The sequence below is a fragment of the Burkholderia sp. HAN2018 genome (assembly GCF_024704855.1).
Taxonomy (GTDB): Bacteria; Pseudomonadota; Gammaproteobacteria; order Burkholderiales; family Burkholderiaceae; genus Burkholderia; species Burkholderia cepacia.
Genome location: NZ_QOBB01000010.1, coordinates 40,721 through 56,829 on the forward strand (window position 1 = coordinate 40,721; position 16,109 = coordinate 56,829).

Here is a 16,109-nt window from a genome sequence, read left to right on the forward strand (position 1 = left end):
GTCACCACCCCATTGCAGTCCAGAAGAAGCCGGTAATTCGTCCGGATCCAGACGATTGAACGAACGGTTGCCATTGATCGTTGTTCCACCACACGGCCTGAACCCACTCGTCTGATTGAATCGTGGCGCTCGTGTTGCAGCCCGTAGCGTTGAGGCTCACGATCGCGCCGGGGAATCGAATGGGGAACGTGATCGCGCCCGGAGCCCCTTCGCCCATGTCGCCGCCTACATAGCCCCACTGAATGATGAAACCGCTTGGATGCCGCCAGAAGCCGTTGCCACTTCGGTTGAATGAGAGATCAAGATTCCCGCCGAAAAGGGCACTCACATACTTTCCTGCCCACTGCATCCAGATGTTGCCGTCGCCCTGGTAGGTCGATCCGCCGATATGCAGGTTCCCGTTATCTTCGAAGAACGCCGGTACGCTGTTGTATGCGCTGTTGATGAGTTCAAGACCACCGCCGCGTCGCGCGCGCAAGTACGTATTCCAGCCGTCTGCCGCGCGAAGCCCGATATCGGCATCCCAACCGTCACGCTTGAGAACGAGGCGGTCATTGAAGATGGATTGCCCCTGCGTACGTAGGTTGAGGATCGTTGCGGAGTTGTCGGCCCCGGTCACCGTGATTACGTTTGCCTTCCACCCACCGGACGCGTCCATAGTTGCCCACGCCGAATAGCCTTCTCCACCGTTCTGCATCGAGCCATGAAACCAGCCCAAACCAGTGCCGTTCGGGCGAGACAGAACCAGCCCTTTTGCAGTCTTGGTGTCGGGCTGTTGCACGCGAAGGTCGCCGGTCATGGTGTCGCCGTATCGACTTACGCGTGTGTTGGGATCGAAATTAGACGGATCCCATACGCGCGCGCCGTTCACATAGAACCCGCCTTTCACGTCCCACTTGCCCGTGCGGAAGTCGTAGAAACCGTTCACTGAGCCGTCATAGGTTTTCATACCCATACCGTTCCAGCCGAACATCGCGAAGTTGTGCTTGTCGTATGCTGCGCCGTCTCCGTTGCCGATCTCGAAGCCACTCTTCGATCCGCCGTATGACTGGACGTACAGCGCTGCCTGCATCGTGCCGCCGACGTTCTTGTCGAGCGGGGTGAGGTTCATGCTGTCCCAGGGCGTCGCACCAGCGAATGAGGGGCGCTTCATGAAGCTCACGACCTGATTTCCGCGCGAGATTTCGAACACTCGGTTCTGGCCCACGGCGTCATCGGCCCATGCAGTCACGGCGAAATCATCCGTGTCCGTCTTGCCGAAGGCGAAGCGCGTCTTCGCGCCGTTCTTGAAATAGATGGTCGCCCACGACGATCCGCCGTCGACCGCATAGCCGCGCCCGCGAATCAGTCCTTCTGCATTGAGGATCGAGCCATCATCAGCAGCGTTGCCGACCAATACGCGTCCCCCATTCGGCATCAGAAACATATTTCCAGCGGAATAGCCGGCGCCGCGTGAAACAGTGAGCACGTTCTGCGAAGCGGAATACCCATCATTTACGGTGCGGATGCCAAACCCACCCGCACCGTCGTGCAAGAGTTCCCATTGCTTTTGATCGACGGCGCCACCTTCACGACGTAGGACGATCGACGTTTGGTTTGTCCCGCCACCGTTGGACGCGATGAGCGCCCCGACGCCGCTAACCCCCTTGACTGATCCACCGGCCGACAGACCCCTGGCCACGTTGACAGCGCCTCCGAAATTCGCGCCTGCGCCTGTTCCATCGATTGCCACGACGCCGTCGTTAAGCCCCCACTGGAAGGGGCGGAAGGCGTTGCCTGCACCGTATTGATCCTTGGCGGCGGTCTGCATGAGGAACGCGTTGGCCCCGTCCGCTCGCAGAAACACGCCGAAGTCGCCATAAACGATACGCAGTCCGTTCGCGCTCTTCGACTGGAATTCCCCCGTGAAGCGGGCATTGCCCGCAGCCTGCAGGACTGTTGCGCCGTCGTCGGCCGCTGCCCCAAGCGTCATCCGTCCACCGGGATAGAACCGCGCGACTTCAGAATTGCCAGCAACCAGTTGCAGGACGCCGCTTGGGCTCTCGCTGCCGATCGATACGTGCCCGTTCGAGCGAAAGTAACTCCAGGCGGCGTCGCTGTTGGCCCACGCTGTAGTCTTGCCGCTGCCGAATCGATGCAGTCCGCGCGTAACGGCGTTGCCTCCGACCTGCAACATACTGCCATCGTCGGCTGGCGGGCCAATGATGACGCGATTGGCATCGCCCGCGAGGAACCGCATGGTCTCGCGTCCGTTGTTTGTCACCCCAAACACACCATCAGCAATATGGAAAAAGCCGGTGTCGGGTGCGCCGTCGTTCACGAACGAAATGCCCGGTTCTGTCGCGCTACCTTCCGCCGCGCGAAACTGCCCGGACATCGTGATACCGGTCGTTTGAGCCGGGTTCGGCAGGTTCCCTGCATGCCACACTTCGCTTCCACTGCCGACGACCAGATTCTTCTTCGTGAAATCGAATGCGAATAGCGCGCCCGTGGACGGGAGGTAGAACCCGGCTTGCGCCGCGTTGCCGAAGAAGTACCCGCCGCTCGCACCGATGAGCATGCGCCCTTCGTTTCCGCCATTCCGAAGGTTCAGCATGCCCTTGACGTTCAACTGACCGCCGACGTACGTTCCGGCCCCCGTGTCGTCGAGCGACAAGACCCCGGTGGCGACGTTGACCGTGATCGGCCGAAAGTCGTTCCAGGATGCACCGTATCCGCTGCCGTTCGAGAGCAGCACGTAGAAATTCGATCCGTCGTTTCGCAGCAGCACATCCTTGCTGTTCATCAACCGGAAGTTCGCACCACCTGCGTCGAGGCCGCCGGAGGAAACTCCTCCACTGAAGGCACCATTGCCACCGACCTGAAACGCATTCGCGGTGTCGTCGTTCCGATTGCCGACGACGATCCGACCACCGTACGTGATCCGCATGGCGCGAACCTGATTCGCGTCGCTGTTGGAGTCGTTCGGCGCGCGGTTGATCCAGAAATCCAGATATTCACGACCCCACGTGCCGGCGTCGTAGCCGGCGCGCATCGACGCAATGAACCGTTTGTTGGTGTCCGTCGTTCCGGCTGCGAATGTCCCGTGAAAGCGGATCTTCGCCTCGCGATTCAACGCGCCGGATGCCCCGGCAATGGTGAGCTGCGCGTCTTGGTCGGTCGACGTCGACGTGATGCTGACGGGGCCGGTGAGCTGCGGGCGCACGAGCGGCGCATAACGCGACGCTGCAGTCTTCGGCGTCACGGCGCGCGTGTCGTCTGCACCGTCGTCGACTTCGGCTTGCGTCGCCAGCTCGACAACGCCCTTGCGCTCGGTAGTCGCCGGCGGATTGAGGAACGACGTCGACCCGAACACCAGTTTCGACACGTCGATCGAGGCGAACACAGTATCGGCAGCCAGCAGCAGCATCGAGGCCGGCGCTTTTTCGAGGATCGGATCGTTCTGCACATAGACGCCGAACAACACGCCGTTGTCCAGGTACAGCCCGAACCCGTACAGCTTGTACTGGTCGACGCTGTCGTCCTGGATCACGATGTGGATCGTGTCCTTCGCAACCGTGTCGCCGCCGAACGTGGTGATGCGCTTCAGCTCACTCGGCAATGCGGCCATGTCCGGCTTGTACGCGAATGGTGCCGTGGCGAGGCCAATCTGCGTGACCTGGCGCGCAGTGGTTCCGGTGTTGCCGGGTGCCACCAGTGCGGCGCGGCCGGCGTCCGTGATGTAAATGAGGTTTCCAGCCATGTCGGTTAGTCCGTGAGAGAAAGGCGGCGATAGACGGCCGCGCGCACGCCGCATGCGACGCCGATCGAGCCGTGCATGCTGAAGCCCTGCGTGAAGGTGTAGTGGGCCGTTCCCCGCTTCGCGCGATCGACCTCGGCCCGGATGTCGTTGACGTACTGCGCCGTGGCGGGCACGCCGTCACGCGCACCGACCGTCATCACGATCTCGAATGTGCCAGGCACACCTCGGGGCGTTTTCTCGAACCACTCGCGCATGACCACGTTCGCGCCGAAAGACGCGCAGACGTCGCGAACAGCGTCGGCCGTGCCCTTTTTGCGGGCGATTCGGATCGCGGATTTCACGCGCGCGCGCTTCACCTGCTCGGGCCATTCATCGCGCCAGGTGTCGACGCCCATGTGCCAGGCGAGCCAGGGGAGGAAGCGCAGCGGGATGCGGTCGGGATCCATCAGCGTGTCAATCTCGACCGGGATGTCGAGAACGTCCGCATTGGTTTCAGCCAGGCGCCGCTCGAGCGCCGTCGCGTTCCGTGGCAGCAGGGAGGGGGCGAACTTAGTCATCCGCGACCCCACCATCCATCAGCACGATTCCCGTGCAATACGGTGCCTGGTCGATTGCGATCGGCACGCCTTCGGCCGGCGTCTCGAGCAGCACCTTCTGGACGCCGGCGACGCGTATCGACGCGTACAGGCCGTCTTTCGTAATCTCGGAACCAGGACGGTGCATCGATTCGGCGAACTGCTGCGTCTTTTTCTGCGCTTCGGCGAGCGCGACCGCGCGATCCGGGCCATCGAAGAAGCGCAGCGTCGCGCGGATCGCGTACTTGACGATCTTCGCGCTCTGCACGATCACCTCGTCGGCCTGCGGCCGCTTCTTCTCGAGCGTCTTCTTGACGATGTCCAGCAGCTCCTGGCTGGCCGTGCCGTCACCTTCGCGCGACAGAACCGTGACGATCATCACGCATGGCGACGGGCTGTAAGCGGTGGCCGCTTTCACGCGCCCATCAGCGGCGCGCGTATGGAATACGTACGCGTCCGTAGGGCCAGCGACGGAGAAGCCGCGGGGCGCGAGCTGGATGCGTTCGCGTAGGCTGTCGTCGTCCTCGTAGACAGGATCGATACCCTGATCCGGGTTACCCGGCGAGATCAGCAGCCGGTCGACATCGAAGAGGGCGCCGATGTGCTCGAGCGTGGTGCGTTTCGCATACGCGAGCAGAATGCCGCGCGCCTTCTCGTTCATCAGCCCGAGCAGGAGCATTTTTTCGTATGCGGCTTCCTGCAGCAGCTTCACCATCGGCTCGGATTCGAGCTCGAGCGCTGCCGCGATCTCGGCTTGCTGTTCTTTGGGGTACAGCGACACCAGGCGCGCCTTCTTCTCGGCCAGGATCGTTTCGTAGTCGAGTTCTTCGACAATGTCCGGGGCCGGGAGCTGAGACAGATCGATCGGCGTGGTTCTCATGCCGCACCTCGGCCGGTCGTCGCCGGCAGACGAATGGAGAAGGACGCGCCCGCACGCGGCCCGTCCGTGCGGTCGCCTTGCAGCTCGAGCACGGCGCCGCCGTCGATGCCCGTACTACTGAAATCGACCTGGTTGACCTGGATGCGTGGTTCCCAGCGGGTAAGGGCCATGACGGTCGCAGCCATGACGCGCATGCGCATCACGGGATTGACGGGGCCGTCGATCAGCTCGGGAAGAAGCGAACCGTATTCACGGCGCATCACGCGCGTGCCGAGTGGCGTGAACAGGATGTCGGCGACAGACTGCTCGATGTGGGCCTGGCCGGCGATCGCGCGGCCGGTGCGTGCGTTCATGCCGATCATGCGGCACCCGGGATCGGTTTCGACGTGGTAGCGAATTCGCCTTGTGCCTTGTGCGGGTGCTCCACGAGGCTGACATTCCGCGACCGTACGTCGACGTCCGCGGTCACCGTGCCAGTGAAGTGCGCACTACCCTGAATTTCGATCACGGAGCCACCGCCGCCCGCGCCGCGCCCATCCTTGCCGGTCGCGCCCGATTCGAACGTAAGCGGCCCCTTCACGAGCAGCGCGCCGGTCACGGTCGTATCGTCTGCGTCGATCGTGACGGATTTCGCCTTGACGGTCGCAGTGTTGGTTTCGATGGTGACGCTGCCGGGCGCGATGACATGCACGGTTGCGCCAGCCGGCAGCTCGGCAGAAAGCGCGTGCGTGGCGAAGTCGTATGTCACGCGGGCGGTGTCGGGGTAGACGCGGACGTGCTGCGTCGGGCTGGAGCTGGGCGCATCGTGGCCGTCGCAGTAGACGCCAGGGAGGAAGAGGGCGGTCGTCGGTTCGCCGGACGGGCAGAGCAGCAGCCCCGGCTCGCCGCGTGAGGGCGGATCCCAGGTGATGCTGTTGCCGGTGCGCGGTGTGAGCCAGCGGATCCAGTCGGTTTGGAGGCCGCCCGATTCCACACGAACGCGGCGAACATCGTGATCGATGTCGATCACGGTGCCCTCGCGCAGCATGCTCTCGAGTCGGCGGTTCAGGTCGGCAAAATCATCCATGCGGCGAGGATGCCGCGCGCGCGGGAGAGGGTCACGCGGATGTGGTTGTGGCGAGGAGGCGCACAACAAAAAAGCCCGCCGGTTGCGATGCGGCGGGCTCCTACTTCGTAGCAGATATCACGCGAAGAAGTCTTCGGTGTTGACTGTCGTGAGCTTGTCCTGAAGGGCGGTTAGCACGATATGGCAGATCTCGTAGATGATGTCGTCGTCAGTTAGGCGCGGGCGGTCGGTCACGGCAGATTTGTTGATCGCGGTGATGAAACCTCCCCCGTCGAAGTTCAGGGACGTGATCCGCGACGCCGTTGTTTTACCATCCGCCAAGACTCGAACGGCGAAAAACGTCGCTTGAGCGGCAAGCTTCCCATCGGTGCGCACGTGTTCCACGATGCCTATTATTTTGCCGTGTGGCGTACGGATGTCGATTGTGCTGTTCTCGAACGTCGCCACGGCAGACACACCCTTCGAAGTGAAGGCGCTGTCGCTTAATTCCCTTTCCATGGTTCTGAGGAGTTTGTCGACATGGTGGTTCAACTTCACACCGTGGTGCAAGACTTCAAATGTTCCGTCGACTGTTCGAGCGTCGATAATTTCCAAGATGGTCTCCTTCGATGGAATAGCCATTCTGACAAGTCGTCAACCTCCTAACAAGTACATGACGTACATCAGGGTGTGGCTGGCCTATTGCGCCACAAAGTCGAAAACCAGGTCAGCGATACGATCGATATCCGCGTCGGCCAGGCCGAGTAGCTCGCGCGCGGGATACTTCACGATCGGCCCCTTGTTGCGCCGCACGCGATCGCGTAGCCCCTCCTGGTGCACGCGCGCGATGCGCTCGACCTGTTTCGTGAAGTGCAGTGCGGCCACGTCCGCGCTCGACTCGGTCTTCAGGAATCGCGCCGTGCGCAGCTTCGCGAACATGGCGCGGCGGATCCGCCCCTTCTTGCGGCGCGCCTGCGGCTTCCGCGGCTCGTACGGGCTTCCGTCAGGATTACGCGCCTCGCCGATTCGCCGGGAATGACGTCGACGCAGCTCGGCGGCCAGCCCTTTCGCCAGGAGCGCGCGCTGCGGGCTCGTGAGCTGGCCGAGCAGGCCGGCCGCCCAGTCTTCGGCCCGTGAGAGGCGATCGGCCATGCGGTCAGCCTGGGATTGACGGTTCCGCGAAGTGGCGGATCTCGTAGCCTTCCGGCTTCTCGAGCACACCCACGCGTTCGGTCAGCTTCAACAGGATCTCGACGTCGGATTTGCCGTTGTCGAGCAGCTCGGCCTGGAAGCGGAAGCCGTCGCGGCATAGCTCGCGGTTGAGCAGCATCTCGGGCTGGTTCACCTTCAGCCATGCGATCACCGGGACGATGAGGTGATCCGCGTGTCCAGCGTAGTCTGTCACGACGACGTCGAGCGTGTACGCGTACTCGAATGACAGGGAGTTCGCTGCCGTGGTCGCGATCGAGCCGTGTTCGATGAACACGTGCAGACGATCGGGATTGCGCGCGAACTCGGGGATCGCGGCGGTCAGCGCCGCGCGCAGGCTGTCGGGCTTGTTCATGGCTTCGACTCCTCTGCCCCGCGCAGACGCGCCTGCAGCGCGATCAGTTGCTCGGCATTTTCGTGACAGGTCGTGTAGTTGTCGGCGACAGTGCCGGCGACGGCAGAGAGTGCAATTCCCGCGGGGGCCGCATCAGTGCTTCCGGGATCTCCAACCTGCACGTTGGTGGCGGCTGCGTCGTGCACGCGCACAAAGCCGACAGGGACAGTGCAAGCACGATCGGCTTCGCGATCGACATAGACAGGAACCTCCTTGATGATCGTGTCGCCCTTGCCGCGGACGACCTGGACGCGGTCGACGTACTTCGTGACGACCTGGACATTGAGGCGCGCCTGATCGCGTTCCGCCGTTCGGTCATGGATCTGGCGCGCGAGGTCGGCCGCATGCTCGCCGGCGTCGACCAGGCGCGCATGCTGAATCGCGATCGCGGCGGCCGCCGCGCAGAGCGCAATGAGGCAGACGACCAGGGCGCGCGCGGTGCCGGTCATGCCGCCTTCGCCTGGCTGTAGCGGCCATATGCCCGCTCAAGCTTCACGTCGTACAGGTTTTCGGCGTACGCCCTCCCGTTGTAAAGCTCGGCGAACTTCGCCCACTTCTTGGCCCGGAGCGCGGCGAGCATCGTCTTGTCGTTCAGGATGAAGCGGACGAACGCCTCGAGCTGCTCGGCCTCGCTCACCTTCATCGCCTCCACGAACGCGAACACGTCGGGGTAGCCAAGCGTCGACCAGTGGAAGCCCATGATTTGAAAGGCGCCCCAGCTCGCCGCCTCGAGCGCACACGCGGCGGATATCTGCTGCGCGTTCGCCAGGCGCCCATATTCCGCCGAGTCGCCGGCGTAGCCGCCGCGCTTCGGGTTGACCAGGGCGGGGTACCTTGCAGCGAGCGCGTCGGCGTCCATGCCAGCGGCCGCGAGCTGGCGGTACATGATGTGCCGTTCGAACAGGATCACGGGCCGCCCGTCCGGGAGGAATCCCGAGCCCCGCGATTCGACTTCGTTGACGGCGCGCACCGATGCGACGTCTACCTGCAACCGCTCGGCCGCGCGCTGCAGATCCGCATCGGTAAGGTGCCGCGGATCGCGCTGGCCGGCCGCGAGAGTTGACCAGGTCTTCGCGCCGGCAATTCCGTCCGCGACCAGGCCGTGAGATGCCTGGAACGCCAAGACGGCGCCGCGAGTCGCGTTTCCGTAAATTGCGTCTGCGTCTATGCGCGCGCCGGCGTTGATGAGCTGGCGCTGCAGGTAGCTGACGTCGGCGCCGCGGTCGCCGAGGCGAAGGGTCTTATACATGGCGCCCCCAGAGTTTGAACTGCAGCACGCGCGCGATCAGCGACCCGCGCGGATCACCGCAATGGAACAGCTCGACCACGTTGCCGCGCACCCCGAAGACGGCCAGGCAGAGAACGGCGACCAGGAAGGTATCGCCGAGGCTCGCCGGCGGCAGCGTGCCGAACGCTGCGCGGATCGGCGCGGCGCCGGCAGCGACGGCCAGCGCGTAGGCCAGGCACGACGCGAGCGGCCGGTGCGCGCCGGTGCCGCGGCGGAATGTCACGAGGCGCAGTGCGAGCGCCGCGCAGAGCAGGGCGTAGACGTACGTGAGCATCACTTTTCCTTCCCCCTGAACGCGTTGAGTAGGCGATCGGGCGCGTCGGCCTGGGCGATCAGCCAGAGCAGCAGCTTCACGACGAGCGCGGAGGCGATCAGCGCGCCGATGCCGGCGTGCACTTCGATGCGCGTCGGCAGCACGGCGTCGAGCGCGGCCGCGAACAGATCGGCCGTGAGGCAACCGGAGACGAACGAGATCACGAAAAACGCGATGCGCTTCGGGATCGACGGATCCGCGGCGGTCATGACGAACAGCAGCGAGCCGGCGAAAGCGCCCATGACGACGTTGGCGTCGACGCCGGGAAAGAGCGACAGCGTTGCGACGCCGAGCGCCGCGGCCGTCGCGGACGACGTGGAAATAGGTTCAGCCATCTTCAGTCCCATAACTGGAGCCGCTCGGCGCTGGATTGCGCCGCTTGCGGTACTTCGTCGGGCAGCTCGACGAGCAGCCCGTGAGGCAGGATCGGGCCGTACTGTGCGAGATCCGGGTTGAGATCCAAGACGAGCTCGACGACGCCGCGCGTGCGGCCGAGTGCCCGCCAGCAAAGCCCGTCAACCGTTTCGCCCTGCAGCGCGCGCACTTCCATCAGATCAGCTCCACCGTGACGCGCGGCCGGCGCAGCAGGGCGCTGATGGCCCATCGCGCGTCGCGGCGCAGCTCGTCACCCTGCGGCTCGAGTTCATCGGCGCGCCTGGCTCCTTCGCCGGTTGTGTCGTAGTCGCGATACCGCTCGATGAGCGAGGCTTTTGCCAGGCAGTAGATGGCGCGGCGGTAGTGATGCAGCAGTGCGCTTTCGCCGTCGAGCTGGTCACCCGGCACGTCGGCGAGCCGAGCGGCGCCGGCGGCCTGCCAGGTCGCGCGCGTGTCGCGTAACTCGTCGTTCACGCTGGCGATCGCGTCGAGCAGCTCGTGGCGCAGGCGTGTGTCCGTCACGGTGCCGTCGAGGCGCATCGTGTCGCGTGCCTGCTCGAGCGCCACATCGGGATAGAACGGATCGTTCTTGATCGGCTTCGCCGGTTCCGCTTCCGCCGGTGCGCGTGGCAGTGGGGGCGTCGAGACAAAGGACATGATCGGGCTCGTCTGGTGAATAGAAGGAGGCGGTGGACGGGGCTTTCGCGCGGACAGTGCCGGCTTCGGCCCCGTGCCGCCTGGTGCGTGGGCTACGCTCGGTGTCAGCCGCCAGGGCCGGACTGGTCGCCGGCGGCCGTGTTCTTCAGCTCGCGCTCGAGCCGCTCGATGTCCTTCTTCACGCCGACATTCGCGAAGAGCTGCAGCGCGCGGCGCAGGTGCTCGAGCGCGCGCGGCGGATCCGTCTCGGTGAGGCCGTAACCGATCGCCTTGTTCAGCTTCGCGCGCACCTCGTCGGGCATGTCGGCATCGGCCGTGAGCCGGCCAATCTCGACGAGCGGTTCGACCTGGATCGATTCGCCCGCGCGGTTCGCGCGCAGCGCCGCGTCGGCGAATTCCTCGACGAGCAGGCAGGGCGTGCTGCGCTTGAACTGGTCGGGCAGCGTGAGGCCGTGCTGCAACGCATAGGCGCCGATCTTGAGGGCGCCCTGGTAGTCGCCGCCGTCGATGCGCCACACCATGATCGTCATGAGGACATCGTCCTGGGCGCCGGCGCCGCCGGCCAGGACGCCGTCCACCCACGCGTCATACGCGGGCAGGAACTGGCGCTTCAATGCGGCCTTGCGCTCGACCGACTCTACGGCCTTCAACGCACGCCGGTGGTCGTCGAGCTGCGCGAGCATCAGCGTGTAGGCCGAGTCGTCTCGCAGCGTGCCGACGCCCGCCGGCGCGCCGCGCGCGGCCTTCGCCGCAACGCTGCGTTGGAAATGCTGGCGGAAGCGGTTCGTCATGCGCCGGCCTTGGGAGCGTCCGGAGCGTGGTCGATGTCGACGAACTGGATGTTCTCGACGACGCAGCCTGCACCGTATTCCTCGATCACGTACGCATCGTTCGAACTTTCGTAGTTCTCGATGCGGTCGCGCTTCGGGTTGTCCATCAGGGCACGCCGGCGGGCGGCGATTTGCCAGTAGATCGACAGATTGTCCAGACGGGTGACCATCAGCGCGCGCGGCGGGAAGTACGGCACACGCACGGCCGGCAAATTGCCGATGCGCTTCTGCGACGTGATGACGTCGGCCGCGAGCGTTTCGGTCGGCGGCTGATCCTTGTTGATGATGGGGAAATACTTGTCCTGGAGCAGCTCGCGACCACAGATCACGACGAGATTCGGATCCTCGACAAACCACGGATCGAGCAGCTCGTTCGTCGCATTGACGACCACTGCATCGAGGTTCTTGAATTCTTCGGCCTTGCCGATCTTGACGCCGGGAATCACGCGTTCGGGCGCGTTGTCGCGGTATTGCTGCAGCCAGCCAATGTTGACGTCCTGCAGTAGCGGGTTTGCCGCAAGATTCGTGTCGGCCGCGACCTTCGTGCCATTCCAGCCGATCATGATGCGATCGAGTGCTTGTCGGCGAATGAACACGTCGCGCAGGCGCGCCTGGAAATCCGAAAACTTCGCCCAGGCATCGATAAGCTGGTAACGCACATGCGTATCGTAGTCGGTCTTTTCGCAGCGATAGCGGTGGCTCTCGAGCGACGAGACGTCGCGGGTCTGTCGATCCTGCTTCGACGTGTCGGTACGGCTCGCGATCGGGCTCGACACGCCGAGGCCAATCTTCTCGCCTTCCATCTCGGCCACACCGTAGATGTTGATGCTGCTCAGGAACGCGCTCGATTCCTGGGTTTTCGTTTCGAGGGTTTGCTGCACGCTCGGCGCGACCGAGAACTTGACCGTTGCGTCGTTGACGCCGTTCAGTTCTTGGATGCGACCGACGTATCGGGAATAGAGCTCGCGGGTATCGTTCCGCATGGGTTCTCCGTTGGCGAAAGAGTGGTGGGGCGGGTCAGCAGTCGGTCTGCTCGGCGTTGTCGCCGCCTGTCGACATCGGGCGGTACTGCGTGCTGTTGTCGGCGCGAGAGAGCTTCACAATCAGCTCGTCGTGGCGCTTGTTGGCGTCCTTCAGCTCGCGCTGCAGACCGGCGAGTTCGGTGCTGAACTTCTCGACCTGGTCGACCACCTGGCCCTGGCTTTCAGCGATTGCGACGACCGACTTCGAAACGTCGGAGTAGCGTTGATCGTCGTTCGCTTCCTTGCGGTTCAGGAGGTTGTTCACCATCGCGAACAGCGCGCGGCCAGCGCCGCCGGCGCGCGGAGCGTCGTCCTCGAACTCGAGGTCGGCTTCGACGGCAGCACTGAAGAGGTTTTCAGGACGTTGCTTGCGCGTGTCGAATGCCTTGCTCTTCGCGCTGAATTCGAGCATTTCGGTGCCGAGGCTGGCAGGGTTGTCGGTGACGGCCAGGCCGACCAGGTACGCCTCGCCGGTGCCCGCGAAGTCCGGGTCGACTTCCATCGACGTGTAGACCTTCTGGCGTTGCTCGTTGGTCATCGCGATCAGGTCTTTCGTCGGCGAGAGCTGCGCGAACAGTCCCATCTTGCCGTTCTGCTCTTCCGTCTTCAGGGCGATCACGTCGCCGTACGCACGGAACGTGCTGTCCGGGTACAGGCCGCGGATGTGCTCCATGTTGATGCGGGCGCCGTACTTCTTCGGGTCATAGTTGGTCGCCATCTGCTCGAGCATCTTGCGGTCGATCTTGCGGCCGTCCGTCGTCGCGCCTTCGGTCGCGATGCAGAAAAATTTCGTCTTCTTCGAATCCTGTGCCATGTGCGAATCCTCTGAGAGGGCGTGGTGCTTTGTTCAGGGATTCCAGTTTCGGCAGTTCGATCAGGCGTCGCAATGAATGTTGGTTGTGCCCGCAACTGATACAACCGGATCGAGTAGGGCTCGCGCGCGCGCGTCGGTAGCCTTGCTGCATGACTGCTCTTCCCATCGATTCATCCGACGTCGATCCGCGTCGGCGTGCACGCGACCTGTACTGGCAGGGGTATCGCATCGCGCGTATTGCCGAGCTGCTCGGCGAGAAGCCGGCCACGCTCTATAGCTGGAAGAGGCGTGACCAATGGGACGACACGGAGCCGATTGACCGCGTCACGCTGTCGATGGAAGCGCAGTTGATCCGGCTCGTGATGAAGGAGAAAAAGGAGGGGCGCGACTGCAGAGATATCGACCTGCTGACTCGGCAGCTCGATCGGTTACGCAAGCGCCCCGCGAACGAGTCGAAGGTGAGCGATTCCGGGAGCGCGGGCGGCTCGCGTCGGGCGCGCAACGCGGAAGACCGCAACGCGTTCAGCGAAGAGCAGATCGAGAAGCTCAACGACGCGTTCCTCGAGTCGATCTTCGACTATCAACGTGGCTGGTATCGCGCGGGATTCAAGGAACGGATCCGGAACATCCTGAAGAGCCGGCAGATCGGCGCGACGTGGTACTTCGCGCGCGAAGCGCTGCTCGACGCGCTGAATACCGGCCGGAACCAGATCTTCCTTTCGGCCAGCAAGGCGCAGGCGCACGTCTTCCGGCAGTACATCGTCCAGTTTGCGAAGGACGCGGTTGGCGTCGAGCTGCGCGGCGACCCGATGGTGTTGCCGAACGGTGCGACGCTGTACTTCCTCGGGACGAACGCGCGCACGGCGCAGAGCTACCACGGCAACCTGTATTTCGACGAGTACTTCTGGGTGCCGCGCTTTCAGGATTTGCGGAAAGTGGCGTCGGGCATGGCGATCCATTCGCAGTGGCGCCAGACGTATTTCTCGACGCCGTCGAGCCTCGCGCATGACGCCTATCCGTTCTGGTCTGGCGCGCAGTTCAACAAGGGCCGTCCGAAGGATCAGCGCGTCGACTTTGATGTCACGCACGAGGTGCTCGCAGCGGGCCGCGCGTGTGCTGACGGCCAGTATCGCCAGATCGTGACCGTCGAGGATGCCGTGCGCGGCGGCTGCAACCTGTTCGACCTCGAGCGGCTGAAGCTTGAGTACAGCACGGACGAGTACGCGAACCTGCTGCTGTGTCAGTTCATCGACGATTCGCTGTCGGTGTTTCCGCTGTCGATGATGCAGTCGTGCTTGGTCGACACGTGGGAGGTGTGGCACGACTTCAAGCCGCTGTATCTGCGCCCGTTCGGCGACGACGAGGTGTGGATCGGCTATGACCCGTCACGCACGCGCGACAGCGCGGGCTGCGTGGTGATCGCGCCGCCGCGCTCCCCAGGCGGGAAGTTTCGAGTGCTCGAGCGGCACCAGTGGAACGGGCTGGATTTCGAGGCGCAGGCCGCGAAGATCGAGGCGATTACGCAGCGCTACAACGTCACCTACATCGGCATCGACACAACCGGCATGGGGCAGGGCGTCTACGAGCTGGTCAGCAAGTTTTTCCCGGCCGCGACGCCGATCCGCTACTCGGTGGAGGTGAAGGCCATGCTGGTGATGAAGGCGCAGAACGTGATCCGTAAGGGCCGGCTCGAATACGACGCCGGATGGACGGATTTGACCGCGTCGTTCATGGCGATCAAGAAGACGATCACGCCGAGCGGGCTGCAGGTGACGTACACGACGACGCGCTCGGAAGAGGCGAGCCACGGCGACCTGGCATGGGCGTGCATGCACGCGCTCGCAAATGAGCCGCTCGAGGGCGCGACCAGTACCAATTCTGGATTCATGGAGATTTTCTGATGTCCCGCAAGTATGGACGCGCCGCCGCGCGGCGCGCGCACAACCGCGCAGAGGCTGCGCCCGAGTCGCCAGCGGCGCCGGCCACGCGTGCCGAGGTTTTCTCGTTCGGCGATCCGATGGAAGTGCTGGATCGGCGTGAGCTGCTCGATTACGTCGAGTGCATGCGAATGGGTCAGTGGTACGAGCCGCCACTGCCGCTCGATGGCTTGGCTCGATCGTTCCGTGCGGCGCCGCATCACAGTTCGGCCATCTACGTGAAGCGCAACATCCTGGTGCAGTCGTACATCGAGCATCCGCTGTTGCCTCGCGCGGAATTCAGCCGATTTGTGCTCGAGTACCTCGTGTTCGCGAACAGCTACCTCGAGCGGCGCACAAACCGCCTCGGCGACACACTGGCGTTGACGGCGTCGTTGGCGAAGTACACACGAGCGGGTGTCGATCCCGGCCAGTATTGGTTTGTGACGAACGTGCGCGAGCCCTACGCGTTCGAGCCGGGCTCGGTGTATCACCTGCGCGAGCCCGACCTGAATCAGGAGATCTACGGCCTGCCCGAATACCTGTCGGCGCTGAACTCGACGTGGCTGAACGAGAGCGCGACGCTGTTCCGTCGGCGCTACTACAAGAACGGGAGCCACGCCGGGTTCATCATGTACATGACCGATGCGGCCGACCGGCAGGAGGACGTCGACAACCTGCGCGCGGCGTTGAAGAACGCGAAGGGGCCGGGCAATTTCCGCAATCTGTTCATGTACGCGCCGAAGGGGAAGAAGGACGGGATCCAGCTTTTGCCGATCGGCGAGGTCGCAGCGAAGGACGAATTCTGGAACATCAAGAAGGTGACGGTGGAGGATCAGCTCGCGGCGCATCGCGTGCCGCCGCAGCTCATGGGGATCATCCCGTCGAACGCAGGCGGATTCGGCGACGTAGAGAAGGCGGCCGGGGTGTTCAACGGCCTTGAGATCGAACCGTTGAAAGCGAGGCTGCGGGAGGTGAACGACTGGCTCGGGATTGAGGTCGTGCGCTTTCGTCCTTACGCGCCGCCGGTGACGTGACGCGCCGCCGCG

General features: G+C 63.9%; 19 protein-coding genes. 2 read left to right on the forward strand and 17 right to left on the reverse strand.

The features are described from left to right. Position 1 precedes the first annotated feature (1 nt). The 17 genes from DPV74_RS04145 to DPV74_RS04225 form a co-directional block, all read right to left on the reverse strand. Complete coding sequence (locus tag DPV74_RS04145) at positions 2–3,742, reverse strand: phage tail protein (RefSeq protein ID WP_240439920.1); 3,741 nt, start codon at positions 3,740–3,742, stop codon at positions 2–4. 5 nt (positions 3,743–3,747) lie between these two features. Beyond that, positions 3,748–4,299, reverse strand: a complete 552-nt coding sequence (locus DPV74_RS04150; protein WP_119336575.1) for a phage tail protein I — start codon at positions 4,297–4,299, stop codon at positions 3,748–3,750. After that, the gene (locus DPV74_RS04155) at positions 4,292–5,197 is read right to left on the reverse strand and encodes a baseplate J/gp47 family protein (RefSeq protein ID WP_119336576.1); all 906 of its coding nucleotides are present in this window, start codon (positions 5,195–5,197) and stop codon (positions 4,292–4,294) included. Before DPV74_RS04155 ends, DPV74_RS04150 begins: the two co-directional genes overlap by 8 nt. After that, positions 5,194–5,559 (reverse strand): GPW/gp25 family protein, encoded by a 366-nt coding sequence (locus DPV74_RS04160; RefSeq protein ID WP_059688415.1) that lies wholly within the window; start codon positions 5,557–5,559, stop codon positions 5,194–5,196. The genes DPV74_RS04155 and DPV74_RS04160 overlap by 4 nt, the downstream gene beginning before the upstream one ends. Beyond that, the gene (locus DPV74_RS04165; RefSeq protein ID WP_059688416.1) at positions 5,556–6,263 is read right to left on the reverse strand and encodes a phage baseplate assembly protein V; all 708 of its coding nucleotides are present in this window, start codon (positions 6,261–6,263) and stop codon (positions 5,556–5,558) included. The genes DPV74_RS04160 and DPV74_RS04165 overlap by 4 nt, the downstream gene beginning before the upstream one ends. 117 nt (positions 6,264–6,380) lie before the next feature. Beyond that, positions 6,381–6,857: a hypothetical protein gene (locus tag DPV74_RS04170; RefSeq protein WP_155635806.1), complete on the reverse strand. Its 477-nt coding sequence runs from the start codon at positions 6,855–6,857 to the stop codon at positions 6,381–6,383. 84 nt (positions 6,858–6,941) lie between these two features. Continuing rightward, a complete protein-coding gene (locus DPV74_RS04175; RefSeq protein ID WP_119336577.1) occupies positions 6,942–7,394 on the reverse strand; it encodes a phage virion morphogenesis protein in 453 nt (150 codons plus the stop codon). A gap of 4 nt (positions 7,395–7,398) precedes the next feature. Beyond that, entirely contained in the window at positions 7,399–7,806 is a 408-nt protein-coding gene (locus tag DPV74_RS04180; RefSeq protein WP_119336578.1) for a phage tail protein, read from the reverse strand. Beyond that, positions 7,803–8,294 (reverse strand): hypothetical protein, encoded by a 492-nt coding sequence (locus DPV74_RS04185; RefSeq protein ID WP_119336579.1) that lies wholly within the window; start codon positions 8,292–8,294, stop codon positions 7,803–7,805. The genes DPV74_RS04180 and DPV74_RS04185 overlap by 4 nt, the downstream gene beginning before the upstream one ends. Then, positions 8,291–9,094: an N-acetylmuramidase domain-containing protein gene (locus tag DPV74_RS04190; protein ID WP_119336580.1), complete on the reverse strand. Its 804-nt coding sequence runs from the start codon at positions 9,092–9,094 to the stop codon at positions 8,291–8,293. The genes DPV74_RS04185 and DPV74_RS04190 overlap by 4 nt, the downstream gene beginning before the upstream one ends. After that, on the reverse strand, positions 9,087–9,407 hold the full coding sequence (locus DPV74_RS04195; protein ID WP_059688422.1) for a phage holin family protein: 321 nt from the start codon (positions 9,405–9,407) through the stop codon (positions 9,087–9,089). Before DPV74_RS04195 ends, DPV74_RS04190 begins: the two co-directional genes overlap by 8 nt. Continuing rightward, positions 9,407–9,781 carry a putative holin gene (locus tag DPV74_RS04200; protein ID WP_119336581.1) on the reverse strand — a complete coding sequence of 125 codons (375 nt, stop codon included), beginning with the start codon at positions 9,779–9,781 and terminating at the stop codon, positions 9,407–9,409. Before DPV74_RS04200 ends, DPV74_RS04195 begins: the two co-directional genes overlap by 1 nt. Positions 9,782–9,783: 2 nt before the next feature. Then, complete coding sequence (locus tag DPV74_RS04205) at positions 9,784–9,996, reverse strand: tail protein X (protein WP_060222668.1); 213 nt, start codon at positions 9,994–9,996, stop codon at positions 9,784–9,786. Then, on the reverse strand, positions 9,996–10,478 hold the full coding sequence (locus DPV74_RS04210) for a head completion/stabilization protein (RefSeq protein WP_060222669.1): 483 nt from the start codon (positions 10,476–10,478) through the stop codon (positions 9,996–9,998). The genes DPV74_RS04205 and DPV74_RS04210 overlap by 1 nt, the downstream gene beginning before the upstream one ends. A 104-nt stretch (positions 10,479–10,582) precedes the next feature. Continuing rightward, complete coding sequence (gene gpM, locus DPV74_RS04215) at positions 10,583–11,269, reverse strand: phage terminase small subunit (RefSeq protein WP_059688426.1); 687 nt, start codon at positions 11,267–11,269, stop codon at positions 10,583–10,585. Beyond that, on the reverse strand, positions 11,266–12,291 hold the full coding sequence (locus DPV74_RS04220; protein ID WP_059688427.1) for a phage major capsid protein, P2 family: 1,026 nt from the start codon (positions 12,289–12,291) through the stop codon (positions 11,266–11,268). Before DPV74_RS04220 ends, gpM begins: the two co-directional genes overlap by 4 nt. A 34-nt stretch (positions 12,292–12,325) precedes the next feature. Beyond that, positions 12,326–13,144: a GPO family capsid scaffolding protein gene (locus tag DPV74_RS04225; RefSeq protein ID WP_059688428.1), complete on the reverse strand. Its 819-nt coding sequence runs from the start codon at positions 13,142–13,144 to the stop codon at positions 12,326–12,328. Between the two features lie 149 nt (positions 13,145–13,293). Here DPV74_RS04225 and DPV74_RS04230 point away from each other — a divergent pair, with 149 nt between their 5' ends. Together DPV74_RS04230 and DPV74_RS04235 are read left to right on the forward strand one after the other, a co-directional pair. After that, entirely contained in the window at positions 13,294–15,045 is a 1,752-nt protein-coding gene (locus tag DPV74_RS04230; RefSeq protein WP_060222673.1) for a terminase ATPase subunit family protein, read from the forward strand. Then, on the forward strand, positions 15,045–16,097 hold the full coding sequence (locus DPV74_RS04235; protein ID WP_060286247.1) for a phage portal protein: 1,053 nt from the start codon (positions 15,045–15,047) through the stop codon (positions 16,095–16,097). The genes DPV74_RS04230 and DPV74_RS04235 overlap by 1 nt, the downstream gene beginning before the upstream one ends. Positions 16,098–16,109 lie beyond the last annotated feature (12 nt).

Excerpts from the sequence above, each read along its gene's own strand:
- gpM (WP_059688426.1), bottom strand. The coding sequence starts at position 11,269 with ATGACGAACCGCTTCCGCCAGCATTTCCAACGCAGCGTTGCGGCGAAG.
- DPV74_RS04195 (WP_059688422.1), bottom strand. The coding sequence starts at position 9,407 with ATGCTCACGTACGTCTACGCCCTGCTCTGCGCGGCGCTCGCACTGCGC.
- DPV74_RS04205 (WP_060222668.1), bottom strand. The coding sequence starts at position 9,996 with ATGGAAGTGCGCGCGCTGCAGGGCGAAACGGTTGACGGGCTTTGCTGG.
- DPV74_RS04190 (WP_119336580.1), bottom strand. The coding sequence starts at position 9,094 with ATGTATAAGACCCTTCGCCTCGGCGACCGCGGCGCCGACGTCAGCTAC.
- DPV74_RS04235 (WP_060286247.1), top strand. The coding sequence starts at position 15,045 with ATGTCCCGCAAGTATGGACGCGCCGCCGCGCGGCGCGCGCACAACCGC.
- DPV74_RS04230 (WP_060222673.1), top strand. The coding sequence starts at position 13,294 with ATGACTGCTCTTCCCATCGATTCATCCGACGTCGATCCGCGTCGGCGT.
- DPV74_RS04150 (WP_119336575.1), bottom strand. The coding sequence starts at position 4,299 with ATGACTAAGTTCGCCCCCTCCCTGCTGCCACGGAACGCGACGGCGCTC.
- DPV74_RS04225 (WP_059688428.1), bottom strand. The coding sequence starts at position 13,144 with ATGGCACAGGATTCGAAGAAGACGAAATTTTTCTGCATCGCGACCGAA.
- DPV74_RS04145 (WP_240439920.1), bottom strand. The coding sequence starts at position 3,742 with ATGGCTGGAAACCTCATTTACATCACGGACGCCGGCCGCGCCGCACTG.
- DPV74_RS04175 (WP_119336577.1), bottom strand. The coding sequence starts at position 7,394 with ATGGCCGATCGCCTCTCACGGGCCGAAGACTGGGCGGCCGGCCTGCTC.
- DPV74_RS04155 (WP_119336576.1), bottom strand. The coding sequence starts at position 5,197 with ATGAGAACCACGCCGATCGATCTGTCTCAGCTCCCGGCCCCGGACATT.
- DPV74_RS04210 (WP_060222669.1), bottom strand. The coding sequence starts at position 10,478 with ATGTCCTTTGTCTCGACGCCCCCACTGCCACGCGCACCGGCGGAAGCG.
- DPV74_RS04200 (WP_119336581.1), bottom strand. The coding sequence starts at position 9,781 with ATGGCTGAACCTATTTCCACGTCGTCCGCGACGGCCGCGGCGCTCGGC.
- DPV74_RS04220 (WP_059688427.1), bottom strand. The coding sequence starts at position 12,291 with ATGCGGAACGATACCCGCGAGCTCTATTCCCGATACGTCGGTCGCATC.
- DPV74_RS04180 (WP_119336578.1), bottom strand. The coding sequence starts at position 7,806 with ATGAACAAGCCCGACAGCCTGCGCGCGGCGCTGACCGCCGCGATCCCC.
- DPV74_RS04165 (WP_059688416.1), bottom strand. The coding sequence starts at position 6,263 with ATGGATGATTTTGCCGACCTGAACCGCCGACTCGAGAGCATGCTGCGC.
- DPV74_RS04160 (WP_059688415.1), bottom strand. The coding sequence starts at position 5,559 with ATGATCGGCATGAACGCACGCACCGGCCGCGCGATCGCCGGCCAGGCC.
- DPV74_RS04185 (WP_119336579.1), bottom strand. The coding sequence starts at position 8,294 with ATGACCGGCACCGCGCGCGCCCTGGTCGTCTGCCTCATTGCGCTCTGC.